Source organism: Streptomyces sp. NPDC000134 (genome assembly GCF_042899225.1).
GTDB lineage: Bacteria > Actinomycetota > Actinomycetes > Streptomycetales > Streptomycetaceae > Streptomyces.
In genome coordinates this window covers 95,202-119,837 of record NZ_JBIAZN010000010.1, presented here as the reverse complement: position 1 = coordinate 119,837, position 24,636 = coordinate 95,202, and the positions used below count along the sequence as shown (strand labels likewise).

General features: G+C 73.4%; 19 protein-coding genes. 7 read left to right on the top strand and 12 right to left on the bottom strand.

The window, feature by feature from the left end:
• Window positions 1–16 precede the first annotated feature (16 nt).
• Genes ACFY32_RS16980 through ACFY32_RS16970 form a run of 3 tightly spaced genes read left to right on the top strand, consistent with a single transcriptional unit; the run spans window position 17 to window position 4,542 of the window.
• Entirely contained in the window at window positions 17–1,516 is a 1,500-nt protein-coding gene (locus tag ACFY32_RS16980) for an ABC transporter substrate-binding protein (RefSeq protein WP_390674575.1), read from the top strand.
• 3 nt (window positions 1,517–1,519) lie between these two features.
• Window positions 1,520–3,307: an ABC transporter permease subunit gene (locus tag ACFY32_RS16975; protein WP_359204216.1), complete on the top strand. Its 1,788-nt coding sequence runs from the start codon at window positions 1,520–1,522 to the stop codon at window positions 3,305–3,307.
• Window positions 3,304–4,542 (top strand): MDR family MFS transporter, encoded by a 1,239-nt coding sequence (locus ACFY32_RS16970; protein WP_390674574.1) that lies wholly within the window; start codon window positions 3,304–3,306, stop codon window positions 4,540–4,542. Before ACFY32_RS16975 ends, ACFY32_RS16970 begins: the two co-directional genes overlap by 4 nt.
• Before the next feature lie 113 nt (window positions 4,543–4,655).
• Here ACFY32_RS16970 and ACFY32_RS16965 read toward each other — a convergent pair whose 3' ends face one another.
• Entirely contained in the window at window positions 4,656–5,885 is a 1,230-nt protein-coding gene (locus tag ACFY32_RS16965; RefSeq protein WP_390674573.1) for a serine hydrolase domain-containing protein, read from the bottom strand.
• Window positions 5,886–5,992: 107 nt separating this feature from the next.
• Here ACFY32_RS16965 and ACFY32_RS16960 point away from each other — a divergent pair, with 107 nt between their 5' ends.
• Window positions 5,993–6,436, top strand: coding sequence for a TIGR03618 family F420-dependent PPOX class oxidoreductase (locus ACFY32_RS16960; protein ID WP_390674572.1), 444 nt, complete (start codon window positions 5,993–5,995; stop codon window positions 6,434–6,436).
• Between the two features lie 31 nt (window positions 6,437–6,467).
• On the opposite strand, the gene ACFY32_RS16955 is transcribed toward ACFY32_RS16960, so the two are convergent.
• Together ACFY32_RS16955 and ACFY32_RS16950 are read right to left on the bottom strand one after the other, a co-directional pair.
• The gene (locus ACFY32_RS16955) at window positions 6,468–7,820 is read right to left on the bottom strand and encodes an MFS transporter (RefSeq protein WP_390674571.1); all 1,353 of its coding nucleotides are present in this window, start codon (window positions 7,818–7,820) and stop codon (window positions 6,468–6,470) included.
• A 122-nt stretch (window positions 7,821–7,942) separates the two neighbouring features.
• Window positions 7,943–8,608, bottom strand: coding sequence for a TetR/AcrR family transcriptional regulator (locus ACFY32_RS16950; protein WP_359204202.1), 666 nt, complete (start codon window positions 8,606–8,608; stop codon window positions 7,943–7,945).
• A gap of 132 nt (window positions 8,609–8,740) precedes the next feature.
• Here ACFY32_RS16950 and ACFY32_RS16945 point away from each other — a divergent pair, with 132 nt between their 5' ends.
• Together ACFY32_RS16945 and ACFY32_RS16940 are read left to right on the top strand one after the other, a co-directional pair.
• Window positions 8,741–9,631 carry a shikimate dehydrogenase gene (locus ACFY32_RS16945; RefSeq protein ID WP_359204199.1) on the top strand — a complete coding sequence of 297 codons (891 nt, stop codon included), beginning with the start codon at window positions 8,741–8,743 and terminating at the stop codon, window positions 9,629–9,631.
• Between the two features lie 24 nt (window positions 9,632–9,655).
• A complete protein-coding gene (locus ACFY32_RS16940) occupies window positions 9,656–11,446 on the top strand; it encodes a TIM barrel protein (RefSeq protein ID WP_390674570.1) in 1,791 nt (596 codons plus the stop codon).
• Here ACFY32_RS16940 and ACFY32_RS16935 read toward each other — a convergent pair.
• Genes ACFY32_RS16935 through tkt form a run of 8 tightly spaced genes read right to left on the bottom strand, consistent with a single transcriptional unit; the run spans window position 11,433 to window position 21,994 of the window.
• Window positions 11,433–12,899, bottom strand: a complete 1,467-nt coding sequence (locus tag ACFY32_RS16935) for a membrane-associated oxidoreductase (RefSeq protein ID WP_390674569.1) — start codon at window positions 12,897–12,899, stop codon at window positions 11,433–11,435. The two genes, ACFY32_RS16940 and ACFY32_RS16935, sit on opposite strands and share 14 nt — an antisense overlap.
• A 58-nt stretch (window positions 12,900–12,957) precedes the next feature.
• Window positions 12,958–13,542: a histidine phosphatase family protein gene (locus tag ACFY32_RS16930; RefSeq protein WP_359204190.1), complete on the bottom strand. Its 585-nt coding sequence runs from the start codon at window positions 13,540–13,542 to the stop codon at window positions 12,958–12,960.
• Window positions 13,543–13,545: 3 nt separating this feature from the next.
• Window positions 13,546–14,427, bottom strand: a complete 882-nt coding sequence (gnd, locus tag ACFY32_RS16925) for a phosphogluconate dehydrogenase (NAD(+)-dependent, decarboxylating) (protein ID WP_359204187.1) — start codon at window positions 14,425–14,427, stop codon at window positions 13,546–13,548.
• Between the two features lies 1 nt (window position 14,428).
• Complete coding sequence (gene pgi / locus ACFY32_RS16920) at window positions 14,429–16,081, bottom strand: glucose-6-phosphate isomerase (RefSeq protein WP_390674568.1); 1,653 nt, start codon at window positions 16,079–16,081, stop codon at window positions 14,429–14,431.
• Window positions 16,074–17,009, bottom strand: coding sequence for a glucose-6-phosphate dehydrogenase assembly protein OpcA (gene opcA, locus ACFY32_RS16915; RefSeq protein WP_359201617.1), 936 nt, complete (start codon window positions 17,007–17,009; stop codon window positions 16,074–16,076). Before opcA ends, pgi begins: the two co-directional genes overlap by 8 nt.
• A complete protein-coding gene (zwf, locus tag ACFY32_RS16910; protein ID WP_390674567.1) occupies window positions 17,006–18,754 on the bottom strand; it encodes a glucose-6-phosphate dehydrogenase in 1,749 nt (582 codons plus the stop codon). Before zwf ends, opcA begins: the two co-directional genes overlap by 4 nt.
• A complete protein-coding gene (gene tal / locus ACFY32_RS16905) occupies window positions 18,751–19,896 on the bottom strand; it encodes a transaldolase (protein ID WP_390674566.1) in 1,146 nt (381 codons plus the stop codon). Before tal ends, zwf begins: the two co-directional genes overlap by 4 nt.
• A 22-nt stretch (window positions 19,897–19,918) precedes the next feature.
• Window positions 19,919–21,994: a transketolase gene (gene tkt, locus ACFY32_RS16900; protein ID WP_390674565.1), complete on the bottom strand. Its 2,076-nt coding sequence runs from the start codon at window positions 21,992–21,994 to the stop codon at window positions 19,919–19,921.
• 157 nt (window positions 21,995–22,151) lie between these two features.
• Here tkt and ACFY32_RS16895 point away from each other — a divergent pair, with 157 nt between their 5' ends.
• On the top strand, window positions 22,152–23,057 hold the full coding sequence (locus ACFY32_RS16895; RefSeq protein WP_390674564.1) for an AraC family transcriptional regulator: 906 nt from the start codon (window positions 22,152–22,154) through the stop codon (window positions 23,055–23,057).
• Window positions 23,058–23,109: 52 nt separating this feature from the next.
• Here ACFY32_RS16895 and ACFY32_RS16890 read toward each other — a convergent pair whose 3' ends face one another.
• Window positions 23,110–24,498 (bottom strand): glycoside hydrolase family 16 protein, encoded by a 1,389-nt coding sequence (locus tag ACFY32_RS16890; RefSeq protein WP_390674563.1) that lies wholly within the window; start codon window positions 24,496–24,498, stop codon window positions 23,110–23,112.
• Window positions 24,499–24,636: the final 138 nt, after the last annotated feature.

Here is a 24,636-nt window from a genome sequence, read left to right as displayed (position 1 = left end):
GATCGAACCGAGGACCATGCGCTCCCACCGTCGCCTTCGGCTGCTCGCCCCCTTCCTGCTCGTACCGCTGATATCCAGTTGCTTCGCCTCCGGTGGCGACGGCGACAAGGGCTCCGCCGACGCCGGCGGGTCGCGGCTGCGGGTCGCGCTCGCCTTCCCGCCCGCCGAGAACCTCTCGCCGTACGGCGCCGACGCCACGCTGCTCAGCCGGCTCGGGGTGACCGAGGGGCTCACCTCGCTGGACGCCAACGGCTCCGCCGCCCCCGCGCTCGCCGCGTCCTGGCGGCAGGAGAACGCCAGGACCTGGACGTTCACGCTGCGCGAGGCCACCTTCCAGGACGGCACCCAGGTCACCCCGGAGGCGGTCGCCGACTCGCTCGCGCACGCCGCCGACGCCCGCCCCGCGCCCGCCGCCCTCACCGGCGTCGCCCTCACGGCGAAGGCCGCCGGCGACCGCGCCGTGACGATCACCACCGCCCAGGCCGACCCCGTACTGCCGCTGCGGCTGTCCAGCCCGAGCCTCGCCGTCCTCTCCGCCAAGGCGTACGACAAGACCGGCAAGGCCGACCCCGTCGGCACCGCCACCGGGCCCTTCGAGATCACCGGGGTGAACGGGGCGGCCTCCGCCTCCCTCGACCGGTTCGACGACTACTGGGGCGGGCGGGCCCAGGCCGCCGGGATCGACGCCCGGTTCATCGCCGACGGCACCGCCCGCGCCAACGCCCTGCGCACCGGCGAACTGGACATCGCCGAGGCCGTGCCCGTCGCCCAGGCCGCCACCCTGGACCGGGACGAGCGGCGGGACACCGCCACCACCCGGACCACCAGCCTGCTGCTCAACGCCCGCACCGGGACGTTCCAGGACGCCGGAGTGCGGGCCGCCGCCCGCGCCGCCCTGGACACCTCCGTCTTCGCCAAGGACGTCTACGAGGGGTACGGCGACCCCGCCGCCGGAATCTACGGGCCCGCCGTCACCTGGGCCGGGGGGAAGCGGACGGCACCCGTCGGGCGCGCGGCCGAGAAGGCGCCGAAGGGCGGCACCGTCACCCTCGCCACCTACGACAACCGGCCCGAACTCCCCGAGGTCGCCCAGGTCGTCAAGGAGCAGTGGGAGAAGGCCGGGTTCGAGGTGAACCTCGTCGTACGGGAGTACTCGCGGCTGGAGAGCGACGCGCTGGACGGGAAGTTCGACGCGTTCGTGCTGGCCCGCAACACCCTGCTCGACACCGGCGACCCCGTCGCCGTCCTCGCCAGTGACTACACCTGCGACGGCGATCTCAACATCGCCCAGCTCTGCGACCGGCGCGTCGACCGGGCCGTGGCCCAGGCCGAGCGGGCCGCCGACACCGACGAGCGGCGGGACGCGGCCATGGCCGCCGAGGCCCGCGTCCTCGGCACGGACGCCGTACTGCCCCTGGTGCACCAGCGGATCATCACCGGCGTCCGGGACGGCGTCCAGGGCGTCGTCCTCGACCCGTACGAGCGCACCCTCGTCGGCACGGGAACGCGGCGCTGAGCCGTGCGGCAGCAGGTGACGGCCGCGGTGTGGCGGCTCGTGCTCGCCGCCGGTCTGGTCTGCGGGATCGGGGTGCTGCCCTGGCTCACCCGGACCGACCCGGCGCTGACCATCCTCAAGGCGCGGTCCGCCGAGCGGACCCCGACACCCGAGGTGCTCGCCGACATCCGCGCCCGACTGGGGCTCGACGGCGGGCCCGCGCACCTGCTCGGGCAGTGGCTCGGCGGGCTGCTGCGGGGCGACGCCGGGCGGTCGTGGATCTCCGGGTCCGAGGTGCTGCCCGACGTGCTGCGGGCCCTGGGTGCCTCGGTGCTGCTGATGACGGTGGCCATCGCGGTGGCCCTGCTCACCGCCGGTGCCGTCTGCGCCCGCACCCTGCGGCGCGGGGCCGCGCGGCGGCTCGGCACCGGGCGGCGCGGCGGGACCGGGTCCGCGACGGTCGCCGCGCTGCCCGAGTTCCTCCTCGCCTCCGTGCTCGCCACCGTCGTCGGCGTACAGCTCGGCTGGCTGCCCGCCCTCGGCTGGTACGGGCCGCAGTACACCCTGCTGCCCGCGCTCGCCCTCGGCCTGCCCGCCGGGGCCGTGCTCGGACGACTCCTCGACGACCTGCTGCCCGGCGCCTTCCGCGAACCCTGGGCGGTGGCCGCCGCCGCCCGGGGACTGACCGGAGGGCGCATCGCCCGGCAGGCGGTACGCCGGTGCGTGCCCGCGCTGCTGCCCAACCTCGGCCTGTTCGTGGTCGGACTCACCGGCGGAGCGGTCGCCGTCGAGCAGATCTTCGACATCCCCGGTCTGGGCCGCACCGCCCTCCAGGCCGCCCTCGCCCAGGACCTGCCCGTCCTCCAGGCCGGCACCCTCGCCCTCGTGCTGCTCGCCGCCCTGGCGACCGGCGCCACCCGGCTCACCGCCCGGCTGCTCACCGGCCCCGCCCTGCGCGACGGCGCGCTGCCCACCCTGCACCGCCCCGCACCGCCCGCGCACGGCCTCACCCCGCTGCTCCTCGGGGCGGCGCTGGTCCTGGTGGTCGCGGCCGGACTGGCCCGGGACCCGCTCGCCGTCGCCACCGCCGACCGGCTCCAAGCACCCTCCCTCACCCACCCGTTCGGCACCGACGCCCTCGGCCGGGACCTGCTCGCCCGGGTCGGACACGGCGCCCTCGACACCCTGCTGCTGGCCGGCGCGATCAGCGCCGCCGGCCTCGTCCTCGGCGTCCTCCTCGGCCTCGTACCCCGGTTCTCCGGGCCGCTCGTCGACACCGTCAACGCCGTGCCGCCCGTCCTGCTCGCCCTGCTCGTCACCGCCGTCGCCGGCGACGGCGCCGCCACCCCCGCGCTCGCCGTGACCGCCGTCGCCTGGGCGCCGCTGGCCGCGCACACCTCCGCGCTGCTGCGGCAGGAACGCGCCACCCTCCACATCCTCGCCACCCGCGGCCTGGGCGCGAGCCGCTGGTACCTGCTGCGCCGCGAACTGCTGCCCGCAGTACTGCCGTCCGTCGTCCGGCACGCCCTGCTGCGGCTGCCCGGCGTCGCCCTCGCGCTCGCCTCCCTCGGCTTCCTGGGCCTCGGCGCGCAGCCCCCGTCCCCGGAGTGGGGCCTGCTGCTCGCCGAGAACCAGCCCTACGCCGAACGCGCCCCCTGGGCCGTCCTCGCCCCCGCCGCCGTACTGGCCCTGCTGGGCGCGCTCGCCGTCACCGCGAGCGGCGGGGTACGGCTGCCCCGGCGGCGCACGCCCCCCGCGCCCACCGGGTCCCCCGAGCGCGCCGTCACCGAGGTACCGGCGGGCGTGCGATGACCCGGGGGACGACGGCCACCGCGCCGCCGGAGACCGGCGGACGCGTCCGCCTCTCACCCCTGCTGCGGCTGCTCGTCCTGACCCAGCTCGCCTTCAACATCGGCTTCTACGCCGTGCTGCCCTTCCTCGCCGACCACCTCGGCCAGGGCATCGGCATGGCGGGCTGGCTGGTCGGGCTGGTGCTCGGGCTGCGCACCTTCAGCCAGCAGGGACTGTTCGTGGTGGGCGGGGCGCTCGCCGACCGGTACGGCATCCGGCCCGTCGTCCTCGCCGGGTGCGGGCTGCGGATCGCCGGGTTCGGCTGGCTCGGGTACGCCGATGCCACCTGGTCCGTGCTCGGCGCGGTGCTGCTCATCGGGTTCGCCGCCGCGCTGTTCTCACCCGCCGTCGAGTCCGAGGTCGTCCGGCAGGCGGTGCTGTGGGAGGAGTCCGGCGGGGGACCCCGCACCCGGGTGCTCGCGCTGTTCACCGTCGCCGGGCAGGCCGGGGCGTTCGTCGGGCCGCTGCTCGGGGCGCTGCTGCTGGGCGTGGACTTCCGTACCGCCTGTCTGGCCGGGGCCGGGGTCTTCGTCCTGGTCCTCGCCGGACACGCGTGGCTGCTGCCGCAGCGCGTCCCGGGACGCGCCCGGACCCGGGTGCGCGGCGGGGCGAAGCTGCTGCTGCGCAACCGGCCCTTCCTCGCGCTGTGCTGCGCGTACGGCGCCTATCTGCTCGCCTACAACCAGTTCTATCTGGCGCTGCCCGCCGAGGTGGAGCGGGCGGCCGGGTCGCAGGCGCCACTGGCCTGGCTGTTCGCGCTGTCCTCGCTGCTGGTGGTGACGGCGCAGTTGCCGCTGACGCGGTGGGCGGGGGAGCGGCTGACGCTGCGCCGGTCCATGGCGGCCGGACTGGTGCTGATCGGGGGCGGGTTCGCGGTGGTGGCGGCGGCCCGGCCCGCCGGGTGGACCGGGACGGCCGGGCTGCTGCCCGCCGCCGCCTTCGTGGTGCTGCTCACCCTCGGCCAGATGCTGGTCGCGCCGGTCGCCCGCGCCTGGGTGCCCGACCTCGCGCAGGACGGACGGCTCGGGCTCTACACCGGCGCGCTGTCCTCGGTGTCCGGGCTGATCGTGCTGGCCGGCAGCTCGGTCGTCGGCTCCCTGCTGGACAGCGGCCTGCCGGCCGCCGTGCCGTGGCTGGTCCTGGCCGCCGTACCGCTGGCGGCGGTGGGGCTGCTGCCCCGGCGGCGGCCGTCCTGAGCGCTCAGGGGACAGCCCCGCGGTGACCGTCCTGAGCGCTCAGGAGGGGCAGCCCCGCCGCGGCCGTCCCGAGCGCTCGGGGGGGCGCCGGCTCCCGTCCCGGCCGCGGGCCGTCAGTCCCTGACCGCCTCGTGGACGAGCCGCTTGAGGTCCCGGAACACGGTGTGCGAGGACCTCGGCCGCACCTGGGTCAGGAACTGCACGGTCAGTTCGCGGCCCGGGTCGACCCAGAACGTCGTCGTCGCCACCCCGCTCCACCCGTACGTGCCGAGCCCCGAGGGCACCCGGGTGCGGGCCGGGTCGGTCACCACGGAGACCCCGAGGCCGAAGCCGACCCCGTCGTTGCCGGGTTCGTCGTGTGCCGGGCGGGAGCCGAAGGCGCGCAGGTCGGCGCCGCCGGGCAGGTGGTTGCGGGTCATCAGGTCCACGGTGGCCGGGGCCAGCAGCCGGGTGCCGTCGACCTCGCCGCGGCGCCGCAGCAGCTCGGTGAAGCGGTGGACGTCGTACGCGGAGGCCACCAGGCCGCCGCTGCCGGACAGGAACCTCGGCCGGCCCCGCAACGGCAGCCCGGCGACCGGCGCGATGCCGCCGCCGTCCTGCTCGCCGTACAACTCCGCGAGCCGCCCGGCCTGTTCGTCGGTGACCTGGAATCCGGCGTCCGTCATGCCGAGCGGGCGGAAGATCCGCTCGGCGAAGAACTCGTCCAGCGGCCGGCCGCTCACCACCTCCACCAGACGGCCGAGCACATTGCTGGCCACGGAGTAGTTCCACTCGGTGCCCGGGTCGAACTGCAGCGGCAGGCTCGCGTACAGGTCGACCGTTTCCGCGAGGTCCGCGCCGGGGAGCACCGAGGACTCCAGGCCCGCCGCGCGGTAGAGGGCGTCCACGGGGTGGGCGTGGTAGAAACCGAAGGTCAGCCCGGCGGTGTGGGTCAGCAGATGCCGGATCAGCACGGACCCGGCGGCGGGGCGGGTCGTCACGTCCGGCGCGGCGCCCCGGGCGTACACCCGCGGCTCGGCGAAGGCGGGCAGGTACGCGGCGACCGGATCGTCCAGGGACAGCCGCCCCTCCTCCAGCAGTATCAGCACGGCGACCGCGGTGACCGGCTTGGTCATGGAGTAGATCCGCCACAGCGTGTCCGCCTGCACCGGCAGTCCGGCCGCGATGTCCCGGTGGCCGTAGGCGGTGAGATGGGCGATCCGTCCGCTGCGGGCGACGGCCACCAGGAAGCCGGGGAGCCGGCCCTCGTCCACCTCGCGGGCGAAGTGCCGGTCCAGCCCGTCCAGCGCCTTGCCGTCCAGCCCGGCCCCGCCCGGGTCGATCTCCTGCCGCAGCCCTGCCATCGTCCGCTCTCCTCCGTGACTCATGACGCCCGACGCGCGTCCGGTACCCATCGTCCGTGCGCGGGACGCGGGGGAACAGACGGACGCGCCCGTCCGTTGACCGAGGCATGACCGAAGACGCCGCGCAGGACGCCCTGTTGAAGCTGTTCGCCGAGGAACGGAACGGAGTGCTGGTCACCCTCAAGCGGGATGGCCGCCCCCAGTTGTCGAACGTCATCCACACCTACGACCCCGAGGAGCGCGTCCTGCGGGTCTCGCTCACCGATGACCGCGCCAAGACCCGCAACCTCCGCCGCGACCCCCGCGCCTCCTACCACGTGACCACCGCCGACCGGTGGTCCTACGCGGTCGCCGAGGGCACCGCCGACCTCTCCCCGGTCGTCGCCGACCCGCACGACGAGACGGCAGAGGAACTGGTCCGCCTGCACCGCGAGGCGCTCGGCGAGCACCCGGACTGGGACGAGTACCGCGCCGCCCTCGTCCGCGACCGCCGCGTGGTCCTGCGTCTGCGGGTGGACCGGGTGTACGGCGTGACCGACCTCCCGCGCTGAGAATCGGCGGCGCGACCCGCACGGGTGCCGGTCAGGCCGTCACTTCCTCCGGCCGGGGCGACCGCGCGGGGACCCGTTCGCCGAGGTGTTCCGTCGCCACGGTGTGGGTCTCGCGGGCGGTCAGCGCGGCGATCACCGGGGGGACGCACAGGGCCGCGGTGAAGAGGGCGACCGCCGTCCAGTCGTCGCCGTCCGGCCCGGCGATCCGCGCGGCGAACGTCACCGCGAACCCGGCCACCGCGAACCCGATCTGGGTGCCGATCGCCACCCCGGAGAGCCGGACCCGGGTGGAGAACATCTCGCCGTAGAAGGCCGGCCACACCCCGTTCGCGGCGCTGTAGACCACGCCGAAGCAGACCACGCCGGACAGGAGGACGAGCGGGTAGGAGCCGGTCGAGACCGCCCACAGGTACAGGAACATCGTCACCGCGCTGCCCGCCGCGCCCGCCAGGAACACCGGGCGGCGGCCGATCCGGTCGGACAGGGTGGCCCACAGCGGGATCGCGGCGAGCGCCACCACGTTGGCGAGCGCCCCCACCCACAGCATGGCGGTCCGGGACATGCCCACCGAGTCGCCGGTGGCGAACGCCAGCGCCCACACGGTGAAGACGGTGCTGACCGAGGCGATCAGCGCGCCCCCGATCACCCGCAGCACGTCCGCCCAGTGCTCGCGCACCAGCACCACCAGCGGCATCTTCTCCACCCCCGCCGCGGCGGTCTGCCGGGTGAAGGCCGGGGTCTCGTCCAGGTTGCGGCGGATGACGTAACCGACCACGGCGACCGCGACGCTCAGCCAGAACGGCACCCGCCAGCCCCAGGACATCAGGTGTTCCTCGGGCAGCGCGGCGACCGGGATGAACACCAGGGTGGCCAGCAACTGGCCGCCCTGGGTGCCGCTGAGCGTGAAACTGGTGAAGAAGCCGCGCCGGTGCGCGGGGGCGTGTTCGAGCGTCATGGAGTTGGCGCTGGCCTGCTCGCCGGCGGCCGAGATGCCCTGGAGGACCCGGCAGAGCACCAGCAGGACGGGCGCGAGGGTGCCGACCTGTTCCCGGGTGGGCAGACAGCCGATGAGGAACGTCGAGACGCCCATCAGGATCAGCGTGAACACCATGATCTTCTTGCGGCCGAGGCGGTCCCCGACGTGCCCCAGGAAGAACGCCCCGAGCGGCCGGGCGGCGTAGGCGACACCGAAGGTGGCCAGCGACAGCAGGGTGGCCGTCGCCGGATCGGACGCGTCGAAGAAGACGTCGGGGAAGATCAGCGCCGCGGCGCTGCCGTAGATGAAGAAGTCGTAGTACTCCAGGGCGCTGCCGATCCAGGCGGCGGTCGCCGCCTTCTTCGGCTGCCCCGGCGGGGCCTCGGGGAGGGGAGCGGGGACGGACACGGCGGCTCCTTCGGCATCGTCGCCCAATTAACCCACTGGATAGTTAGTACGGGTTGGCTGGGATGGTGCGCCCACGGGTGCCGGGTGTCAAGAGGTGCGCGGCGGCCGGGACCGGCCCGCGGTCAGCCGGCCGCGCGGTCCGCGGTCAGGTAGGCGATCACCATGTCGCCGAGCATGCTCCGGTAGTGCTCGCGCTGCTCGGGGGCGACCAGGTCGCGGCCGAACAGGGCGCCGAAGGTGTGCCGGTTGGCGACCCGGAAGAAGCAGAAGGAACTGATCATCGCGTGCAGGTCGACCGCGTCCACGTCGGCCGTGAACAGCCCCGACTCCTGGCCCGCCGCGAGAATCCGGCGGATCACGTCCAGCGCGGGCGAGCCGATCCGCGCCAGTTCCTCGGAGGCGGCGATGTGCTCGGCGCCGTGGATGTTCTCGATGCTGACCAGGCGGATGAAGTCCGGGTGCCGCTCGTGGTGGTCGAAGGTGACCTCGGCCAGCTTGCGGATCGCGGCGACCGGGTCGAGGTGCTCGACGTCGAGCTGCTGCTCGGCCTCGCGGATCACGCCGTAGGCCCGCTCCAGGACGGCGGTGAAGAGCTGCTCCTTGCCGCCGAAGTAGTAGTAGATCATCCGCTTGGTGGTGCGGGTGCGGGCGGCGATCTCGTCGACGCGGGCCCCGTCGTAGCCGGCTCGGGCGAACTCCCGGGTGGCCACGTCGAGGATCTCGGCCCGGGTGCGGGCGGCGTCCCGGATGCGCCCGTTGGATCGTGCCGGTTCGTCGACGCTGGTCATCGGGTTCCTTCGGCTGGGGCTGAGGCCAGTGCGGTGATTGTAGAAGGTCGGCTCTTCCCACGGGCCGCGCCCTGCTGCTATGACTAACGTACTGGTTCGTACATTAGCCGTGCCCGGCTCAGGAGGTCACCGGTGACCAAGGACGCGTATCTCGTCGGACTGATCGGTTCCGGCATCGGCCCGTCGCTCAGTCCGGCCCTGCACGAGCGGGAGGCCGGCCGGCAGGGGCTGCGCTGCCTGTACCGGCTGATCGACCTCGACGTGCTGGGGGCGCCGCCGGAGCGGGTGGGCGACCTGGTGCGGGCCGCGCGGGACCTGGGCTTCGACGGGCTGAACATCACCCACCCCTGCAAGCAGCTCGTCATCGGCCACCTCGACGGGCTCGCCCCGGGCGCCGAGGCGCTGGGCGCGGTCAACACGGTCGTCTTCGACGGCGGCCGGGCCATCGGCCACAACACCGACGTCACCGGCTTCGCCGCCTCCTTCGCCCGGGGCCTGCCCGACGCGCCGCTGGAGCGGGTCGCGCAGGTGGGCGCCGGCGGGGCGGGCGCGGCCGTCGCCCACGCCCTGCTCACCCTGGGCGCCGGGCGGATCACCGTCGTCGACGCGCTGCCCGAGCGGGCGGCCGCTCTGGCCGGCTCGCTGAACCGGCACTTCGGCGCGGGCCGGGCCGCCTGCGCCGGGCCGGACCGGCTGCCCGCCGTCCTGGGCGGCGCCGACGGCGTCGTCCACGCCACCCCCACCGGCATGGCCGCCCACCCCGGTCTGCCGTTCCCCGCCGCACTGCTGCGCCCCGGACTGTGGGTCGCCGAGATCGTCTACCGGCCGCTGGAGACCGAACTGGTACGCGCCGCCCGCGCCGCGGGCTGCGCGGTGCTGGACGGCGGCGGCATGGCCGTCTTCCAGGCGGCCGACGCGTTCCGCCTGTTCACCGGCCGGGAACCGGACAGCGCCCGGATGCTCGCCGACCTGCCCGCACTGGCCGGTGCCGCCCCCGCGCCCCGGGTCGCCGCACCCCAGTAGGACCGAGGAGAAAGAGGCACCGCCGTGCGTACGTCCATCGCGACCGTCTGTCTGAGCGGATCGCTCACCGAGAAGCTCACCGCCGCGTCCCGGGCCGGCTTCGACGGCGTGGAGATCTTCGAGAACGACCTGCTCGCCAGCCCGCTCACCCCCGAGGAGATCCGCGCCCGCTGCGCCGACCTCGGCCTGACCATCGACCTCTACCAGCCGATGCGGGACGTCGAGGCGCTCCCCGAGGAGGGGTTCGCGCGGAGCCTGCGCCGCGCCCGGCACAAGTTCGAGCTGACGCGCCGGCTCGGCGCCGACACCGTCCTGGTCTGCTCCAGCGTCTCCCCGGACGCCCTCGACGACGACGCGCTCGCCGCCGAGCAGCTCGCCCGCCTCGCCTCGCTCGCCCAGGACTCCGGCGTCCGCGTCGCCTACGAGGCGCTCGCCTGGGGCCGGCACATCAGCACCTGGGACCACGCCTGGCGCGTCGTCGAGGCCGCGGACCACCCCGCGCTCGGCGTCTGCCTGGACAGCTTCCACATCCTCTCCCGGGACAGCGACCCCAAGGGCATCGCCGACCTCCCCGGCGAGAAGGTCTTCTTCCTCCAGCTCGCCGACGCCCCCCGGCTCGCCATGGACGTCCTGCAGTGGAGCCGCCACCACCGCTGCTTCCCCGGCCAGGGCGGCTTCGACGTCGCCGGACTGGTCCGCCAGGTCCTGCGCACCGGTTACGCCGGTCCGCTCTCCCTGGAGGTCTTCAACGACGTCTTCCGGCAGTCCGACGCCGGTGCCACCGCCGTCGACGCCCAGCGCTCCCTGCGCATGCTCCAGGAGCAGGTCGGCACGGCGGACCTCCCCCCGGCCGTCGTCCCCACCGGCGTCGCCTTCGCCGAACTGGTCACCCCCGACCCCCAGTCGGTCACCGCCCTGCTCGGCGCGCTCGGCTTCGCCCGCACCGCCCGGCACCGCGGCAAGCCCGTCGACCTGTGGCAGCGCGGCGACGCCCGCGTCCTGGTCAACACCGGGCCCGCCGAGCGCCGCGAGGGCACCCGGCTCGCCGCGATCGGCCTGGCCTCGCCCGACCCCGCGGGCGCGGCCCGCCGTGCCGAGGCGCTGCTCGCCCCCGTCCTGCCGCGCCGCCGCGCCCCGGGGGACGCGCCGCTGGAGGCGGTCGCCGCGCCCGACGGCACGGAACTGTTCTTCTGCGCCGCGCCCGGCGCGGACGGCCCCGACTGGCGGGCCGACTTCACGGACACCGCGCCCGCCCCCGCGGACGAGTGCCGCGTCGACCACGTGGCGCTGACCCAGCCCTGGCACCACTTCGACGAGGCGGCCCTGTTCCACAGCGGTGTCCTCGGGCTCAGCCCCCGGCCGAGCGTGGACGTCGCCGACCCCTACGGGCTCCAGCGCAGCCGCGCGGTCACCGGCGGCGACGGCGGCGTACGCATCGTGCTGTCCGTCGGCCCGGCGCCCACCGACGACACCGTGCACGCCCAGCACCTCGCGCTCGCCACCGGCGACGTGGTCGCCGCGGCCCGCCGCTTCCGGGCGGCCGGCGGCACCCTGCTGCCGATCCCCGCGAACTACTACGACGACCTCGCGGCCCGCCACGAGTTCGCCGACGGCGAGCTGGACACGTACCGGGAACTCGGCATCCTCTACGACCGCGACGCGCACGGGGTCTTCCGGCACTGCTACACGCACACCGTCGGCCGGGTCTTCGTCGAACTCCTCCAGCGCGACGGCGGCTACCGCGGCTACGGCGCCCCCAACGCGCCCGTGCGGCTGGCCGCGCAGCACGCCGCCCGGGGGTTCACTGGCGGCTGACGGTCCGGGTGACGCCCGCGACGACGGTGGTGGCCAGAATCCAGCCGGTGACGGTCAGCACATAGGCCAGCCACTGGTACCCGTCGCGCGGCGCGAACGCCGTCTCCTGCCCGAAGGAGATGATCGGCAGCAGCAGGTCCAGGGTGTAGAACACCGGGTTGAACGGCGGGGCCTCGGACGGCTTCAGCGCCGCCGGGTGCTCCAGGCCGAACGCGACCGAGCCGATCGCCAGCAGCGACAGCAGCCACACCCCGGCGCGCAGCGGACGGAAGCCGTAGCCGACGGTGAGGTCCTGGACATGGCCCCACAGGCGGCCGTACCAGGGCAGGGTGCGGCGGTGCCGGCGCTGCTTGGCGAGCTGCACCAGCCGGGCCGCGTCGTCGTCGCCGGTCCGCCGGTACGCGGCCGTCAACTGCTCGTAGGCGTACGGGACATAGCCGTCGCCGTCGCGTTCCAGCATGGGCAGCCGGCGCTCGGCGGGCTCGTGCGGGGCGAGCGTCGTGTAGCTGAGGTCGCTCAGGTGGACCTGGTCGGGGACCATGCCGGGGTCCAGGGTGAGGAGGTCTATCTGGGAGCGGCGCAGGATGAGGGCGCCGTCCGGTCGGGGGCCGCCGCGCAGCCACAGTTCGCCGATGACGGCGCTGCTGGCGCGCAGCGCCGTGCCGCCGGGCTCGGCGAGGTCGGCGTGCAGCAGGTCGAGGGTGCCGGGGACCCGGACGCCGCGCAGGTCCACCCGCCCCCGGGCCCGCAGGCAGCGGGCCGCGATCCCCGAGCCGACGCTCAGGTACTGGGCGTCCAGCGCGGTCCCGCCGGGCGTCTCCAGCACGGCGTCGATCAGGTTGACCCGGCCGGCCACGGTCGCGCCGGTCAGCCGGGCCGGGCCCCGGACGCGCAGTCCCGGGGCCCACAGGTCGGCTCCGACGACGGCCTGGTTGAGCTGGAGCACCGGGTCGGTGGCGTCCTGCGGCGCGACGAACCGGGCGCTCTCCAGGTACACGCTCCCGGTGACCGCCGCCCCGCCCAGCCGTACCGTCCCCGCGAACCGGGCCCGGGTCAGCCGCAGCACGCCGTCCACCCGGACCGCGTGGGCGAGCAGTCCGGGCAGCACGGACTCGCTGAGGTTCACCTCCTGGGTCCGGCTCGCGTAGAGCCGGGGGACCTCCTCGAAGTGGCAGTTCTTCAGCCGCACCGGGACCTCGACGGCCGCGTACTGCAGGAGGAGGGCGCCGGTGATCCGGGCGCCCGCGAGGTCGAGGGAGGGTATCTCGCCGTTCTCCCGGGGTCCGTCGAGGAGCAGCGCCCGCAGGACGGAGGCCCGCACGGTCCGTTCCGGTCCCCAGGCCGGGCCGTCGGCGGGGTCCTCGTCGGGCGCGGTCCGGAAGTCCGTGAACCCGCCCCGGGGGAAGGCCCGCCACACGCGGGCCTCGGCCGGCGTCAGATCGTCGATCTCCATCGACGGGGACTCTGACGGGCCGGCCGGGAGCTGTCAACCAGCTCCCGGCCGGCGGGCGTCAGGGCCGGGTGTTCCACTCCGCGATCACGGGCCGGTCGTGTTCGGTGGAGAGCCGGCTCAGCGTCCCGGTCGCCAACTGGAACAGCCTGCCCTCGGCGGGCGGCAGGCCCAGCCGCCGGGCGGTGAGCACCCGCAGGAAGTGGGCGTGCGCCACCAGGACCACGTCGCCCCCGGCGAGGGCGGGCGCCACCCGGGCCAGGACCCGGTCGGCGCGGCGGCCGACCTGCTCGGGCGACTCGCCGTCCGTCTCGTCCCCGGGCGGGGCGCCGTCGGTCCACAGGTCCCAGCCGGGCCGGGTGCGGTGGATGTCGACGGTGGTGACGCCCTCGTAGCCGCCGTAGTCCCACTCGTGCAGGTCGGCGTCGGCCACGGCCCCGACCAGGCCCGCCAGGTCGGCGGTGCGCCGGGCGCGGCCGAGCGGGCTGGTGAGCACCCGCGCGAACGGCCGGCCCGACAGCAGCGGGGCCAGCGACTTGGCCTGCTCCTCACCGTGCGCGGTCAGGGGCAGGTCCGTGTGGCTGGTGTGCCGGCCGGAGCGGCTCCACTCCGTCTCGCCGTGCCGGACCAGCAGCAGATCTCCCACGGGTTACTTCTTCGCCGACTCGACGGCGTGGCCGCCGAACTGGTTGCGCAGCGCGGCGATCATCTTCATCTGCGGGGAGTCCTCCTGGCGGGAGGCGAACCGGGCGAAGAGGGAGGCGGTGATCGCGGGCAGCGGCACCGCGTTGTCGATGGCCGCCTCCACCGTCCACCGGCCCTCGCCGGAGTCCTCCGCGTAGCCGCGCAGCTTCTCCAGGTGGTGGTCCTCGTCCAAGGCGTTGACCGCGAGGTCGAGCAGCCAGGAGCGGATGACGGTGCCCTCCTGCCAGGAGCGGAAGACCTCGCGGACGTTGTCCACGGAGTCGACCTTCTCCAGCAGCTCCCAGCCCTCGGCGTACGCCTGCATCATGGCGTACTCGATGCCGTTGTGGACCATCTTGGCGAAGTGCCCGGCGCCGACCTTGCCGGCGTGCACGAAGCCGTAGGGGCCGTCGGGCTTGAGGGCGTCGAAGACCGGCTGGAGGCGGTCGACGTGCTCCTTGTCGCCGCCGACCATGAGGGCGTAGCCGTTCTTCAGGCCCCACACCCCGCCGGAGACACCGGCGTCGACGAAGCCGATGCCGCGCTTGCCGAGTTCCTCGGCGTGCTTCTCGTCGTCGGTCCAGCGGGAGTTGCCGCCGTCGATGACGATGTCCCGGGGCTTGAGCAGGGTGGCGAGCTGGTCGACGACGGCCTGGGTGGGACCGCCGGCCGGCACCATCACCCACACCGCCCGCGGCGCCTGGAGCTGGTCGACCAGGTCGACCAGGCTGCTGACGTCGGACAGCTCGGGGTTGGTGTCGTAGCCGATGACGGTGTGGCCGGCGTTGCGCAGGCGTTCGCGCATGTTGCCGCCCATCTTGCCGAGACCGATGAGACCGATCTGCATGTCAGTGCACTTCCTTCAGTTCGCGGTAGGCGGCCACCAGCGCGGCCGTGGACGGGTCGAGGCCGGGTACCTCGGCGCCCTCGGTGAGGGCGGGTTCGACGCGCTTGGCGAGGACCTTGCCGAGTTCGACGCCCCACTGGTCGAAGGAGTCGATGTTCCAGATCGCGCCCTGCACGAACACCTTGTGCTCGTAGAGCGCGATCAACTGGCCGAGGACCGAGGGGGTCAGCTCGGTGGCCAGGATCGTGGTGGTGGGGTGGCCGCCCTTGAACGTCTTGTGCGGCACCAGTTCCTCGGGCACGCCCTCGGCGCGGACCTCGTCGGGGGTCTTGCCGAAGGCCAGGGCCTGGGTCTGGGCGAAGAAGTTGGCCATCAGCAGGTCGTGCTGGGCCTTCAGCTCCTCGCTCAGCTCGGCGACGGGCCGGGCGAAGCCGATGAAGTCCGCCGGGATCAGCTTGGTGCCCTGGTGGATCAACTGGTAGTAGGCGTGCTGCCCGTTGGTCCCGGGCGTGCCCCACACCACCGGCCCGGTCTGCCACTTGACGGGCTTGCCGTCGCGCTGCACCGACTTGCCGTTGGACTCCATGTCGAGCTGCTGGAGGTAGGCGGTGAACTTCGACAGGTAGTGCGAGTACGGCAGTACCGCGTGCGACTGGGCGCCCAGGAAGTTGCCGTACCAGACGCCGAGCAGGCCGAGCAGCAGCGGGGCGTTGGACTCGGCGGGCGCGGTGCGGAAGTGCTCGTCGACGACGCGGAAGCCGTCGAGCATCTCCCGGAACCGGTCCGGGCCGATGGCGATCATCAGGGAGAGGCCGATCGCCGAGTCGTAGGAGTACCGGCCGCCGACCCAGTCCCAGAACTCGAACATGTTCTCGACGTCGATGCCGAACGCGGCGACCTTCTCCGCGTTGGTCGACAGGGCGACGAAGTGCTCGGCGACCGCCTTCTCGTCCCCGTCGAGGCCGGCCAGCAGCCAGGACCGGGCCGAGGTCGCGTTGGTGATGGTCTCGATGGTGGTGAACGTCTTCGACGCGATGATGAACAGCGTCTCGGCCGGGTCCAGGTCGCGGACCGCCTCGTGCAGGTCGGCGCCGTCCACGTTGGAGACGAAGCGGACGGTGAGGTCCCGGTCGGTGAAGGCGCGCAGCGCCTCGTAGGCCATCGCGGGGCCGAGGTCGGAGCCGCCGATGCCGATGTTGACGACGGTGCGGATGCGCTTGCCGGTGTGGCCCTTCCACTCGCCCGAGCGGACCCGGTCGGCGAACCCGGCCATCTTGCCGAGCACGGCGTGCACCTTCGGCACCACGTTCTCGCCGTCGACCTCGACCACCGCGTCGGCCGGGGCGCGCAGCGCGGTGTGCAGCACCGCCCGGTCCTCGGTGACATTGATCCGCTCACCGCGGAACATGGCGTCCCTGAGGCCGGACACGTCGGTGGCCTTCGCCAGCTCCTGGAGCAGGGCGAGGGTCTCGTCGGTGACCAGGTTCTTGGAGTAGTCGATCCGCAGGTCGCCGACGCGCACCACGTACCGCTCGGCGCGGGAGGGGTCGGCGGCGAACAGCTCACGCAGGTCCGGGCGGAGCAGCGCCTCGGCGCGGTGGTCCTCCAGGGCCGTCCACTCGGGACGGCGGGTGAGCTCGGGGGTGTCAGACATGAACGGGGGTCTCCTCGGTGGCCTCGCCCCGCAGGGCGATGGCGTACATCTCGTCCGCGTCGAGGCGCCGCAGCTCCTCGGCGATGAGTTCGGCGGTGGAACGCACCTTCAGGGCCAGGCTGCGCGAGGGCTGGCCGGGCAGCGACAGCGTCGCCAGCGGGCCCTCGGGCCGGTCGATGACGATCTCGCCGCCGGCCGTGCCGAGCCGCACCGCGGTGACGACCGGGCCGTCGCTGACCACCCGGTCGACGCCGACGCCGAGCCGGGCCTCCAGCCAGCGGGCCAGCAGCTCGGCGGCCGGGTTGTCGGCCTCGGCCTCCACGACCGCCGACGTCACCTCCGCGCGGGCCTGGTCCAGGGCGGCGGCCAGCATGGAGCGCCACAGCGTCAGCCGGGTCCACGCCAGGTCGGTGTCGCCGGGCGCGTAGCTGCGCTCCCGCTCGCGCAGGGTCTCCATCGGGTTCTCGACCGCGTACAGGTCGGTGATCCGGCGCTGGGCGAGCGCGCCGAGGGGGTCCTTGGCGGGGTTGTCGGGGGCGTCCACCGGCCACCACACGACGACCGGGGCGTCGGGCAGCAGCAGCGGCAGCACCACCGAGTCGGCGTGCTCGGCCACCTCGCCGTACATGCGCAGCACCACCGTCTCGCCGGTGCCGGCCTCGGAGCCGACCCGGACCTCGGCGTCGAGGTGGGAGTTGTGGCGCTCGCGCGGGTTGCGGGCGTGCCGCTTGATGACGACCAGGGTGCGCGAGGGGTGCTCGTGGGAGGCTTCCTCGGCCGCCTTGATCGAGTCGTAGGCGTTCTCCTCGTCCGTGACGATGACCATCGTCAGGACCATGCCCACGGCCGGCGTGCCGATGGCCCGGCGGCCCTGGACCAGTGCCTTGTTGACCTTGCTTGCCGTGGTGTCGGTCAGGTCGATCCTCATGGCCTGCGCCAGCTCCGTCCGTCTCGTGCGAGCATCTCGTCGGCTTCCTCGGGGCCCCAGCTTCCCGAGGGGTACTGCGCGGGCCTGCCGTGCGTGGCCCAGTACTCCTCGACCGGGTCGAGAATCCTCCAGGACTGTTCCACCTCCTGGTGGCGGGGGAACAGGTTGGCGTCCCCCAGCAGGACGTCCAGGATGAGGCGCTCGTACGCCTCCGGGCTGGACTCGGTGAAGGACTCGCCGTACGCGAAGTCCATCGACACGTCCCGGATCTCCATCGAGGTGCCGGGCACCTTGGAGCCGAACCGGACCGTCATGCCCTCGTCCGGCTGGACGCGGATGACGATGGCGTTCGCGCCCAGCTCCTCGGTGGCGGTGGTGTCGAAGGGGGAGTGCGGGGCGCGCTGGAAGACGACCGCGATCTCGGTGACCCGGCGGCCCAGCCGCTTGCCGGTGCGCAGGTAGAACGGGACGCCCGCCCAGCGGCGGTTGTCGATGCCGACCTTGATCGCCGCGTAGGTGTCGGTGCTGGAGGCCGGGTCGATGCCCTCCTCCTCCAGGTAGCCGCGCACCCGCTCGCCGCCCTGCCAGCCCGCCGCGTACTGTCCGCGCACGGTGTGCCGGCCCAGGTCGTCCGGCAGCTTGACCGCGCGGAACACCTTCAGCTTCTCGGTGAGCAGCGACTCCGCGTCGAAGGCGGCGGGCTCCTCCATCGCGGTGAGCGCGAGCAACTGCAGCAGGTGGTTCTGGATGACGTCGCGGGCGGCGCCGATGCCGTCGTAGTAGCCGGCCCGGCCGCCGATGCCGATGTCCTCGGCCATGGTGATCTGCACGTGGTCGACGTAGGACCGGTTCCAGATCGGCTCGTACATCTGGTTGGCGAAGCGCAGCGCCAGGATGTTCTGGACCGTCTCCTTGCCCAGGTAGTGGTCGATGCGGAACACCTGGTCCGGCTCGAACACGTCGTGCACCAGCGCGTTCAGCTCCTGGGCGCTCGCCAGGTCGTGCCCGAACGGCTTTTCGATGACGGCGCGGCGCCAGGAACCTTCGGGGGCGTCCGCGAGGCCGTGCTTCTTGAGCTGCTGGACCACCTTGGGGAAGAACTTCGGCGGCACCGAGAGGTAGAACGCGTAGTTGCCGCTGGTGCCCCGGGAGGCGTCGAGTTCCTCCACGGCCTTGCGCAACTGCTCGAAGGCGTTGTCGTCGTCGAAGTCGCCGGGGATGAAGCGCATGCCCTCGGAGAGCTGCTGCCAGACCTCCTCGCGGAACTCGGTGCGCGCGTGCTCCTTGACGGCCTGGTGGACGACCTCGGCGAAGTCCTGGTTCTCCCAGTCCCGGCGGGCGAAGCCCACCAGGGAGAAGCCCGGCGGCAGCAGGCCCCGGTTGGCCAGGTCGTACACGGCCGGCATCAGCTTCTTGCGGGACAGGTCGCCGGTGACGCCGAAGATGACCAGTCCGGACGGGCCCGCGATCCTGGGGAGCCGGCGGTCCTGCGCGTCGCGCAGCGGATTGCTCCAGTCGGACGCCGCGGCCGGCGCCTGCGGCCGGTCCCCGGACCCGCTCTCCGCCCCGGCCCGGGGCGCGCCGGCCTCCTCGGCCTCATCGGCGGCCTCGGCGGGCTCGGCGGCCTCGGCCCGAGGGGCTCCGGCGTCCACGACGCCCGCGGCCTCCTGGGCGTCCCGGATCTCCTTGGCCTCCTTCGTCGCCTTGTTCTCGCCCGCGTTCGGGTCGGGAAGCTCCTCGCTCATTCCCCGTCAACTCCCTTGCTCATCAGGGACTTCGTCACCGCGTCCAGCAGGTCCTGCCAGGCCGCCTCGAACTTGGCGACGCCCTCGCGCTCCAACTGCTCCACCACCTCGTCGTAGGAGATGCCCAGCTTCTCCACGGCCGCCAGGTCGGCCCGCGCCTGGGCGTAGCCGCCGGTGACCGTGTCGCCCTGGACGTCACCGTGATCGGCGGTGGCGTCCAGGGTGGCCTCCGGCATCGTGTTCACGGTGCCGGGAGCGACCAGCTCCTCCACGTACAGGGTGTCCCGGTATGCCGAATCCTTCACCCCGGTGGACGCCCACAGGGGGCGCTGCCGGTTGGCGCCGGTGCCCGCCAGGGCGGTGAACCTGCTGCCCGCGAAGACCTCCTCGTACGCCTCGTAGGCCAGCCTCGCGTTGGCCAGGGCCGCCCGGCCCTTGAGGGCGAGGGCCTCGTCGGTGCCCAGCAGCGTCAGCCGCTTGTCGATCTCGCTGTCGACGCGGGAGACGAAGAAGGAGGCGACCGAGTGCACGGCCGACAGGTCGTGTCCGGCGGCCCGTGCCTTCTCCAGACCGGCGAGGTAGGCGTCCATCACCTCGCGGTAGCGCTCCAGGGAGAAGATCAGGGTGACGTTGACGCTGATGCCGGCGCCGATCACCTCGGTGATCGCCGGGAGACCGGCCCTGGTCGCCGGGATCTTGATCATCACGTTGGGGCGGTCGACCAGCCAGGCCAACTGCCTGGCCTCGGCGATCGTGGCCGCCGTGTCGTGGGCGAGACGCGGGTCGACCTCGATGGAGACCCGGCCGTCCCGGCCGCCGGTGGCCTCGAACACCGGCGCGAGCACATCGGCGGCGGCTCGGACGTCGGCGGTGGTCATCATGCGCACCGCCTCGTCGACGGTGACCCCGCGCACGGCCAGGTCGGCGAGCTGCTCCTCGTAACCCGCTCCGGAGCCGATGGCGGCCTGGAAGATGGAGGGGTTGGTGGTGACGCCGACGACGTGCTTGGTCTCGATCAGCTCGGCCAGGTTGCCCGACTCGATCCGGCCGCGGGACAGGTCGTCCAGCCAGACGGAGACGCCCTCGCCGGCCAGGTGCCGGAGCGGCTCCGCGGTCGCGGTGGTTCGGTTCACAGTGATCATCATCTTCTTTCTGGCGTTGCGATCAACCGCGGGCGGCGGCGACGGATTCCCGGGCCGCGGCGGCGACGTTCTCGGCGGTGAAGCCGTACTCGGCGAAGAGGGTCCTGGCGTCGGCGGAGGCACCGAAGTGCTCCAGTGAGACGATGCGTCCCGCGTCGCCGACGAAGCGGTACCAGGTCAGGCCGATGCCGGCCTCGACGGCCACCCGGGCCCTGACGGACGGCGGCAGCACGCTGTCGCGGTACTCGCGAGGCTGCTGCTCGAACCACTCCACGGACGGCATCGACACCACCCGGGCGGCGGTGCCCTCGGCCTCCAGCAGCTCCCGCGCGGCGACGGCGAGCCGGACCTCGGAGCCGGTGGCGATCAGGATCACCTCCGGGGTGCCGCCGGCGGCGTCCTCCAGGACGTAGCCGCCCTTGGCCGCGTCCGGGTTCGGCGCGTACGTGGGCAGCCCCTGCCGGGAGAGGGCCAGGCCGTGCGGGGCGGGGTCGGTGGAGTGCCGGCGCAGGATCTCGGCCCAGGCGATCGCGGTCTCGTTGGCGTCGGCCGGACGGACCACGTTCAGACCGGGGATGGCGCGCAGCGCGGCCAGGTGCTCGACCGGCTGGTGGGTCGGGCCGTCCTCGCCCAGGCCGATGGAGTCGTGCGTCCACACGTACGTCACCGGCAACTGCATCAGCGCCGACATGCGCACGGCGTTGCGCATGTAGTCGGAGAAGACCAGGAAGGTGCCGCCGTAGATCCGGGTGTTGCCGTGCAGCGCGACGCCGTTCATCTCGGCGGCCATCGAGAACTCGCGGATGCCGAAGTGCACGGTACGGCCGTACGGGTCGGCCTCGGGCAGCGGGTTGCCCGCGGGCAGGAACGACGAGGTCTTGTCGATCGTCGTGTTGTTCGACCCGGCCAGGTCGGCCGAGCCGCCCCACAGCTCGGGCAGCACCGGGCCGAGCGCCTGGAGCACCTTGCCGGACGCGGCCCGGGTGGCGACCGCCTTGCCCGGCTCGAACACCGGCAGGGCGTCCTCCCAGCCCTCGGGGAGCCGGCCGGCCACCACGCGGTCGAACAGCTCGGCGCGCTCGGGCCGGGCCCCGCGCCACTTGTCCAGGCGCTTGTCCCAGTCGGCGTGCGCCTCGGCACCCCGGTCCAGGGCCGTGCGGGTGTGGGCGAGGACCTCGTCGGCGACCTCGAAGGACTTCTCCGGGTCGAAGCCGAGGACCCGCTTGGTGGCGGCCACCTCGTCCGCGCCGAGCGCGGAGCCGTGGGCCGCCTCGGTGTTCTGCGCGTTCGGGGCGGGCCAGGCGATGATCGTGCGCATCGCGATGATCGAGGGGCGCGAGGTCTCGGCCCTGGCCGCCGTCAGCGCCGCGTACAGGGCGTGCACGTCGACGTCGCCGTTCTCGGCGGGCTCGACGCGCTGCACGTGCCAGCCGTACGCCTCGTACCGCTTGAGCACGTCCTCGGAGAAGGCGGTGGCGGTGTCGCCCTCGATGGAGATGTGGTTGTCGTCGTAGAGGAAGACCAGGTTGCCCAGCTTCTGGTGCCCGGCGAGCGAGGACGCCTCGGCGGAGACGCCCTCCTGGAGGTCGCCGTCGGAGACGATCGCCCAGATGGTGTGGTCGAACGGCGACTCGCCCTCGGGGGCCTCCGGGTCGAACAGGCCGCGCTCGTAGCGGGCGGCCATCGCCATGCCCACCGCGTTGGCCACGCCCTGGCCGAGCGGCCCGGTGGTCGTCTCGACGCCCGCGGTGTGCCCGTACTCGGGGTGGCCGGGGGTCTTGGAACCGTGGGTGCGGAACGCCTTGAGGTCGTCCAGCTCCAGCTCGTACCCGGCGAGGTAGAGCTGCGTGTAGAGGGTGAGCGAGGTGTGTCCCGGGGAGAGGACGAAGCGGTCACGGCCGGTCCACTCCGGGTCCGCCGGGTCGTGACGCATCACCTTCTGAAAGATCGTGTACGCGGCCGGTGCCAGCGCCATGGCCGTGCCCGGGTGGCCGTTGCCGACCTTCTGGACGGCATCGGCCGCGAGAACACGGGCGGTGTCGACGGCACGCCGGTCGAGTTCGGTCCATTCGAAGCGGTCCGCGGTATGCGTGCTCATCTTCAAGAAATCCTCGATAGGAGCGTAGTGGCTGCTCTGACGTGTTCGAACTTAAAAGTCTGACTTTTGAGAATGAAGGTCATCGTGTGCCAGCCTGTGGTGAAACTGGGACACACCTCGGGTGCGGCGCACCCGAACGGGACGGTACGAGAAGGACATGGCGGACGAACAGCACCAAGACGGCGCCGACGGTGACGGGATCAGAACGTTCCCCTTCCCGGTCGAGCTGAGCGTCCTCGGCGTCGGCATGCAGGTCGGCCCCATGGGCACCGGACGCACCTGGCACTCCAGTGCCCCGCTGCACCGGGTGCACCGCATCGACTTCCACGTCGTCATGCTCCTGACGGACGGTCCGGTCCGTCACATGATCGACTTCGCCGAGTACGAGGCGGCCGCGGGCGACCTGCTGTGGGTCCGCCCGGGGCAGGTCCACCGCTTCTCACCCGAGCACGAGTACCGCGGAACGGCGCTGACCATGCAGCCCGGCTTCCTGCCCCGCGCCACCGTGGAGGCCACCGGCCTCTACCGCTACGACCTGCCCCCGCTGCTCCGCCCCGACCCGGCGCGGCTCGGCGGTCTGACCGCGTCCCTGGAGCAGTTGCGCCGCGAGTACGAGGACGCCACCACCCTCCCGCCGAGCCTGCACACCGCGGTGCTGCGGCACTCGCTGACCGCGTTCCTGCTCCGCCTCGCGCACCTCGCGGCGAGTTCGGCGGAGGCGGCCCGGCGGGCGGCCGGGCCGGGCGACACCACGTTCACCCTCTTCCGGGACGCCGTGGAGCGCGGCTTCGCCACCAACCACAGCGTCAGCGCCTACGCCGACGCGCTCGGTTACTCCCGCCGCACCCTGGTCCGCGCGGTGCGCGCCGCGACCGGCGAGACCCCCAAGGCGTTCATCGACAAGCGCGTGGTCCTGGAGGCCAAACGGCTGCTCGCGCACACCGACCTGCCGATCGGCCGGGTCGGCGCGGCGGTCGGCTTCCCCGACGCGGCGAACTTCTCCAAGTTCTTCCACCAGCACACCGACCAGACCCCGGCGGCGTTCCGCGCGGAACTGAGCTGAGTACGGCGAAGGGGGCCGCGCGACCCGCGCGGCCCCCTCCTCCGTACGGAGATCAGCGCCCGAAGGTGAACCAGTTGACGTTGACGAAGTCGGCCGGCTGGCCGCTGGTGAACGTCAGATACACATCGTGGGTGCCGGTCACCCCGGAGATGTTCGCCGGGATCGTCCGCCACGACTGCCAGCCCCCGGTGTTGCCCACCGCGAAGCTCCCGACGGGTAGGTTGCCACGGCTGTCCAGCCGCACCTCCACCAGCCCGCTGACGCCGCTCGCCGCGCCGCTCGCCACCCGGGCGCTGAACTGCCGGGCCGCGCCGGACCCGAAGTCGACGCCCTTGTACTGCACCCAGTCGCCGTTGGCCAGGGCGCCCAGGTTCCGGCCGCCGCCGGAGTCGGTGGTGGCCTCGGTCATCACGCCGGACTGGGCGTCGTAGGACTCGGCCTGGATGGTGCCGTAGGCGTCGCGGTTGCCGGGCTGGTTGCCGCCGCCGCCGGCCGTCGCGACCTGCACGTAGTCGACGACCATCGGGTGGCCGGGCACGGTACCGCTGTCCGGGCCGCCGCCGAAAGCACCGGGGAAGCCGCCGCCCATCGCCACGTTGAGGATGATGAAGAACCCGTGGTCGGTCGCGTTGGACCAGGTGGCGGCGTCCATCTGGTCGGCGCGCACGGTGTGGTAGTTGACGCCGTCGACGTAGAAGCGGATCTGCTCGGGGCTGGTGGAGCGGTCCCACTCCATGCGGTAGGTGTGGAACCCGGACTGGCAGGTGGAGCCCGGACAGGCGGTCGAACCGCCGATGCCGGTCGTCTCGTTGCACGGGCCGCCCGGGTTGGTGCCGCAGTGCATGGTGGCCCACACGGTGTTCAGTCCCTGGACGTTCTCCATGATGTCCAGCTCGCCCACGCCCGGCCAGTTCCAGTAGTTGCCCCGGAACGGCGCCCCGAGCATCCAGAACGCGGGCCAGTAGCCCTTGGCGGCGGCGCCGGTCACGTCGGGCATCTGGATGCGGGCCTCGACGCCGAGCTTGCCGCCGGCCGGGGGCTGGAAGTCGGTGCGGTTGGTCTCGATCCGGCCCGAGGTCCAGTTGCCGGACGCGTCGCGCCGCGGGGTGATGCGCAGGTTGCCGTTGCCGTCCAGGGCGACGTTGTTCGTGCTGGACGTCATCGTCTCGACCTCGCCGGTGCCCCAGTTGGCGGCGCCGCCGGGGTACGAGGTCCCGGTCGCGTACTGCCAGTTGGCGGTGTTGACTCCGGAGCCGGCCGAGCCGTCGAAGTCGTCGAGGAAGACGCGTGTCCACCCGCTCGGGGGAGTGGGGGCGGAGGCGGTCGCGGTGGGGGCGGCGACCGTGCCGGCGGCCAGCGCGAGGCCGAGCGCGCCGACGGCGGCGGCCAGCGCCCGGCGCAGCGGACGCCGTCTCGGGGAAGTGCCGGAGGGTTCTCTCATGTGGGGGTGCCTCTCGGTACGAAGGGGAGGTGACCACACTCTGAGAGCGCTCTCAGAGTGCGGCCAATGTGCTCTCCGGGCCCCGCTCCGTCAAGAGGTGAAACCGAGAAAAGCCGCCCGTCGTACGGGAGTTCACGC